This window comes from Bacteroides sp. (assembly GCF_052357945.1).
Lineage (GTDB): Bacteria > Bacteroidota > Bacteroidia > Bacteroidales > Bacteroidaceae > Bacteroides.
The window spans coordinates 1-5,476 of sequence record NZ_DAWCXD010000216.1 but is presented as its reverse complement, the minus strand read 5'-3'; the positions used below and the strand labels follow the sequence as shown (position 1 = coordinate 5,476).

4 protein-coding genes are annotated in these 5,476 nt (G+C 43.6%); 3 read left to right on the top strand and 1 reads right to left on the bottom strand.

Annotated elements, in window-relative coordinates; translation table 11 throughout:
• The 3 genes from ACT8YW_RS21530 to ACT8YW_RS21520 form a co-directional block, all read left to right on the top strand.
• Positions 1-897: SusD/RagB family nutrient-binding outer membrane lipoprotein (locus ACT8YW_RS21530; RefSeq protein ID WP_444107094.1), on the top strand; the 897-nt coding region annotated here is incomplete at its 5' end.
• Between the two features lie 73 nt (positions 898-970).
• Complete coding sequence (locus tag ACT8YW_RS21525) at positions 971-1,678, top strand: nucleoside-specific channel-forming Tsx family protein (protein ID WP_004308283.1); 708 nt, start codon at positions 971-973, stop codon at positions 1,676-1,678.
• Between the two features lie 73 nt (positions 1,679-1,751).
• Positions 1,752-3,065, top strand: a complete 1,314-nt coding sequence (locus ACT8YW_RS21520) for a nucleobase:cation symporter-2 family protein (RefSeq protein WP_004301959.1) — start codon at positions 1,752-1,754, stop codon at positions 3,063-3,065.
• A gap of 99 nt (positions 3,066-3,164) precedes the next feature.
• Here the strand turns inward: ACT8YW_RS21520 and ACT8YW_RS21515 are convergent, their stop codons facing one another.
• A complete protein-coding gene (locus tag ACT8YW_RS21515; protein WP_444107093.1) occupies positions 3,165-5,300 on the bottom strand; it encodes a KamA family radical SAM protein in 2,136 nt (711 codons plus the stop codon).
• Between the last annotated feature and the right edge of the window lie 176 nt (positions 5,301-5,476).

The window sequence follows — 5,476 nt, the reverse complement described above, 5'->3', positions numbered from 1 at the left end:
ATGCGTATTGCCTCTGTTGCTCCCGATAAGGCTTGTGCTGAAATACAGAAAATAAAAGAAAACGATTATGGCTTCTTTGAAGCGGAAACAGGCGGAGCAATCGTTTCTACCAAATCCGGATATACCAATCCATTGGGAGAACTTAACTGTGTGTGGAATGAAACTTACATGAGTGCTAACATGGAATCAATCTTGGTCGGATATGATGATCCTCGTCTTGGAGCTTATTTCGAACACTGTACGGATGAAGCTTTGAAAGGACAATATCGTGGAATTCGTCAAGGGACATGTTTTGCTCATAGTCATTATTCCGGATTGTCGAAGCTGTTTGTCCTGCAAAGCACCGATGCGCCTCTGATGACTGCTTCGGAAGTCTGGTTTCTGCGTGCCGAAGCCGCTTTGCGCGGGTGGACTGATGAAGATGAAGAAGCTTGTTACCGGAACGGCGTAACTACCTCTTTTCATCAATGGGGAATTTATGGGGTGGAGGATTACCTGAAAAGTGAGCTGACAGCTTCCGGCTTTATAGACACTTATGATGAAGAAAATAATATAGAGGCCCGTTGTAAAGTCACTCCCAAATGGAATCCGCAGGATGATAAGGAGACCAAACTGGAGAAGATTATCACGCAGAAGTGGATTGCCATGTTCCCGGAAGGTTGTGAAGCCTGGGCTGAACAAAGGCGGACAGGATATCCCCGTTTATTTCCCGTTCGATTCAACCATAGCAGAAACGGATGTATTGACACGGAGATCATGGTGCGTCGTCTAAACTTCCCCGGTACATTGCAGACGGAAGACCCGGAGCAATATTCTGCTCTTATGGAGGCTTTAGGCGGAGATGACCATGGAGGTACAAGACTCTGGTGGGATACGGGAAATAATAACCTGGAATAAAAAAAGACAGAAGTAATGTGCTTATATGTGTAGCTTTAACTATTTTTGCATCTTCATTTAAACACATTTACTTATGAAACAGATTATCTCTGCTCTTTTCCTTTGTATGTTGCTCTCTGGCGTACCGAGATTGCAGGCGCAAAACATTCAGCTACATTATGATTTCGGACGTTCTTTGTATGATAAAGATTTGCAAGGTCGCCCGCTGTTCACCTCCACTGTGGAGAAGTTTCATCCTGATACTTGGGGAAGCACTTATTTCTTTGTTGATATGGATTACACTTCCGAGGGTGTCGCTTCCGCTTATTGGGAAATAGCCCGTGAACTGAAATTCTGGAAAGGTCCTTTCTCTGCACATCTTGAATATAACGGTGGATTATCGAAAGGCATGTCTTATAAAAATGCTTATCTGGCAGGAGCTACCTACACTTTTAATAATGCTTCCTTTTCCAAAGGCTTCACGCTGACTGCTATGTATAAGTATATTCAGAAACACCAATCGCCCAACAACTTCCAGCTGACAGGTACGTGGTACGTAAATTTCTGTCGCAATCTGCTCACTTTCTCCGGCTTTGCCGACTGGTGGCGTGAAGAAACCAACTACGGAAAGACTATCTTCCTCTCCGAACCACAATTCTGGGTGAACCTGAACAAAATCAAAGGAGTAAATAAAAATTTCAATCTTAGTGTTGGCTCCGAAGTCGAATTGAGTAATAACTTTGGCGGTCGTGATGGTTTTTATGTTATCCCGACACTCGCCCTCAAATGGACACTGAACTAAGAAAATCCAAATTCCGGAAAAATCTCTGTCTATCCCTTTGCGGAAGTTAAAAATATATAGAACAACCTGTTAAATGAAAACTGATTTAATCTACGGCGTAGAAGACCGTCCCCCCTTTAAAGACGCCCTGTTTGCGGCTTTACAACATCTCCTGGCTATTTTCGTAGCAATTATTACACCTCCGCTAATCATCGCGAGTGCCTTGAAACTGGATGTGGAAAAGACAAGCTTTCTGGTTTCCATGTCTCTTTTTGCTTCGGGAGTATCAACTTTCATACAATGCCGTCGTTTTGGTGCGATAGGAGCAAAGTTACTCTGCATTCAGGGTACCAGTTTTTCTTTTATCGGCCCTATCATCGCCACCGGATTAGTGGGTGGTTTGCCTTTGATATTCGGTTCCTGTATGGCTGCCGCACCTATCGAGATGATTGTGAGCCGCACATTCAAGTATCTGCGCAATATTATTACTCCGTTGGTATCCGGTATTGTTGTACTGCTGATCGGATTAAGCCTGATAAAGGTCGGTATTGTATCTTGCGGAGGCGGATATGCGGCTATGGATAACGGTACATTTGCCACTTGGGAAAATCTGTCCATTGCAGGATTGGTGCTTCTTAGCGTCTTGTTTTTTAATCGTTGCCGGAATAAATACCTGCGTATGAGTTCCATTGTGCTCGGACTTTGTCTTGGTTATGCTTTGGCATTTGCTTTGGGAAAAGTGGATATGAGTTCGTTGAATGTGGAAATGCTGATGAGCTTTAATATTCCCCAACCTTTCAAATACGGTGTTGATTTCAATGTATCTTCTTTCATAGCCATTGGCTTGGTTTATCTAATCACAGCAATCGAAGCAACAGGCGATGTGACTGCCAACTCTATGATTTCCGGACTTCCCATTGAAGGAGATTCCTATTTGAAACGGGTTTCCGGTGGAGTAATGGCGGATGGATTCAACTCCTTTCTCGCCGGTGTATTCAACTCTTTTCCAAACTCCATCTTTGCACAAAACAACGGTATTATTCAACTGACTGGAGTAGCCAGCCGTTATGTCGGCTATTATATTGCAGCAATGCTCGTCCTTTTGGGTTTATTTCCCATCGTCGGTGCCGTATTCTCTTTAATGCCCGATCCTGTATTAGGCGGTGCCACTTTATTGATGTTCGGTACGGTAGCCGCTGCAGGAATCCGTATTGTCTCCTCACAAGAAATTGGACGTAAAGAAACTCTGGTATTAGCAGTCAGCCTTTCTTTAGGCTTGGGTGTGGAATTAATGCCGGACGTATTACAACAAACTCCGGAAGCAATTCGAAGTATCTTCTCTTCAGGAATCACCACCGGAGGCTTAACTGCAATTATTGCAAATATAGTAATACGGGTAAAAGAATGAAAAATAAGTATTAAATATCAAGTATTAGGTATTACCACCGAGGCAGCTGATTTACGCTCGATATTTGTCGATTAATACTTAATATCTAATATTTATTTCTTATTCCTTAATACTTAAATTACTCATTTTATCTGTTGTACGGAAGGGGAAATCTGGATACTCGTAAAGACTGAAACGAGGTTCGGTTTCTCCTTTCGTATAATTCCAGATAGAAGCATAGTCTTCCGGATCTTCTCCCATCTTGGCTAACTGGCGCAGGTAAGCAGCTAGCGATTTATTCTCTACAATATAAATCTGCCCCATCTGATCGATAATCGGGCTATGATGACGAGTGCCATCATGTTCGAAGCGTAGAATTCGTTTTCCTTCTTCTGTTAGTCCCACCAACTGGAAAGTCATGCTTTTACCGATAGCCGGTAAATTCAAAACACTGCGATCAGTGGCAAGGAAAGGTAAATGATGCTTTCTCATGAAGCGTCTTAATTGCTTGGCAACATCCTCTTTAGGCTCCTCTTCCATTCCCACTTTTGTCTCTAATATCTTATATAACTCATCCGCCTGTTCCGGTGTCATACGGCCATAAATCTTTTCCTCCTGTTGTTCCTGCATTGAACGACTGTTGGGTGCAAATACCGCATAATTCTCATTGAATCCCTTAACCGAGAAAGTGTAATAACATACTACCCCCAACGAATTGAGCACCTGACGGAGCCGGGTTGTATGCCCTCGACGTGAAGCAGCCACCGTATATACCAACTGATTCGTGATAATCCATCCCGCAGAAAGAATCTTCCGAATCGCTTCTTTAGCTTCAGGAGTAACCTCCAGCGGTGTCTGGAAATGAGTCTGAATAATAAACTGTTTCACACCGATAGCCGATGCTTTCTCCTTGAATTCCCGCAGAACATCAACCAGTCCGTCATTGATACGCATCGGCAAATAAGCCAACAGACGTGACCCCAACCGTACCCGTTGCAATTCCGCATATTTCTCTCCATCCTTGCGCTCAAGATTCGCCCTTTGTTTGCGTGCTGCCATCCGATACACCGCATCCAGAATATTCTGAAGCGTTTTATTCTGACTCATCAGCGCATCGCCTCCTGTAATAAGAATATCCCGCAACTGCGTATCCTCTTCAAAATAAGCCATTAACCGACGCAACTTACGATCCCATGATTCTTTCGGGCGTAATGACTCAAATTCGAAATTCAACCGCTCGCTCTGAAAATCATACATACGCTGACAGGAAGCACAAAGTCCTCCGCAAGCCCGTCCCATAGTGTCAGGAATGAGAATAGCCACCTCCGGATACCGACGATGAATGTTATGCCCGTCCGGCAAAAGCCATCCCGCAGCATTAGGCTTCCCGGCTTCTACAATATCCTCTTTCTCCCACGCGCGAATATTTCCATACGTCTCCACCAAACGTGGAGAATACAGAATATAACTCCGAATAGTCTCGTCATTATACCCATATCCCGTTACATTAAGCAACGATAAATAATAAGGAGTTGCAAAGAACGGCATACCCTTCTTCCGGGCACGATAAAGCAAATACATAGTCTCTGAAGAAAGTGAATTTCCCAGGAATCGATTTAACTCGCCCGGACTTTTCACAGCCATTGCCAAATGAAAGCGGAAATCGTTCCACCACTCATTGACCAACCTGTATTTTTCTTCATAACTCATTCCCTCCTCAAAGTGAAAACGCACCGAAGGCTTCGACTTCCTGTTTTCAATCTTCTGAATCAGCAAGTGCAACATCCGCTCCTTATTCTCATCCCGCACTTCACGTACCTCTTCATCCAATCCCGTTTCCCACCGGTCATTCCTGCTTTTGATACGCTGTGGCGATGGTAAAGGCACAACCTCTCCCTTCAACCGTTTAAACATCTGGAAAATTTCAATAAACAAATCCGTCGGCATTTCCATATTTTCCAACGTTCCCGTCAGAAACTCATAAAGCAACCGAATCGTCTGTACTGACATATCCTGTCCAGTAGACAGTTCATGGACATTTTGCCCATCATAATCGAGTAAGAGTCGAATTTGCTCCCTCGCCTCCTCCGCAGCCTCATTTTCTATCCCGCAAATTTCCAAAAAACGCAGCATCCCAGCCTTGAACTCTTCCACAGAAGAGCTCTTATCAGCTATCTCCACCACTTCCGGAATTTCTTGATTATAGATTTGTTTCAACTGTGAAAAAGTAAGCGCAAGCATTTTCTTTTGTTTCATAAGCAATCTCTCTATTTTTTTATTATTATAATATACTACCACGTCGCATGGTCCCCCTGGCCTCGTCTGCATGGCGTCAAGTAGCCGGGCAGGCGCAGCCTTGATTTTTTCTTTTTGGTACTTTTCTTTTGTATCAAGACAAAAGAAAAAAGTACATAAAGATAACAAAAAAAGCG

Excerpts from the sequence above, each read along its gene's own strand:
- ACT8YW_RS21525 (WP_004308283.1), top strand. The coding sequence starts at position 971 with ATGAAACAGATTATCTCTGCTCTTTTCCTTTGTATGTTGCTCTCTGGC.
- ACT8YW_RS21520 (WP_004301959.1), top strand. The coding sequence starts at position 1,752 with ATGAAAACTGATTTAATCTACGGCGTAGAAGACCGTCCCCCCTTTAAA.
- ACT8YW_RS21515 (WP_444107093.1), bottom strand. The coding sequence starts at position 5,300 with ATGAAACAAAAGAAAATGCTTGCGCTTACTTTTTCACAGTTGAAACAA.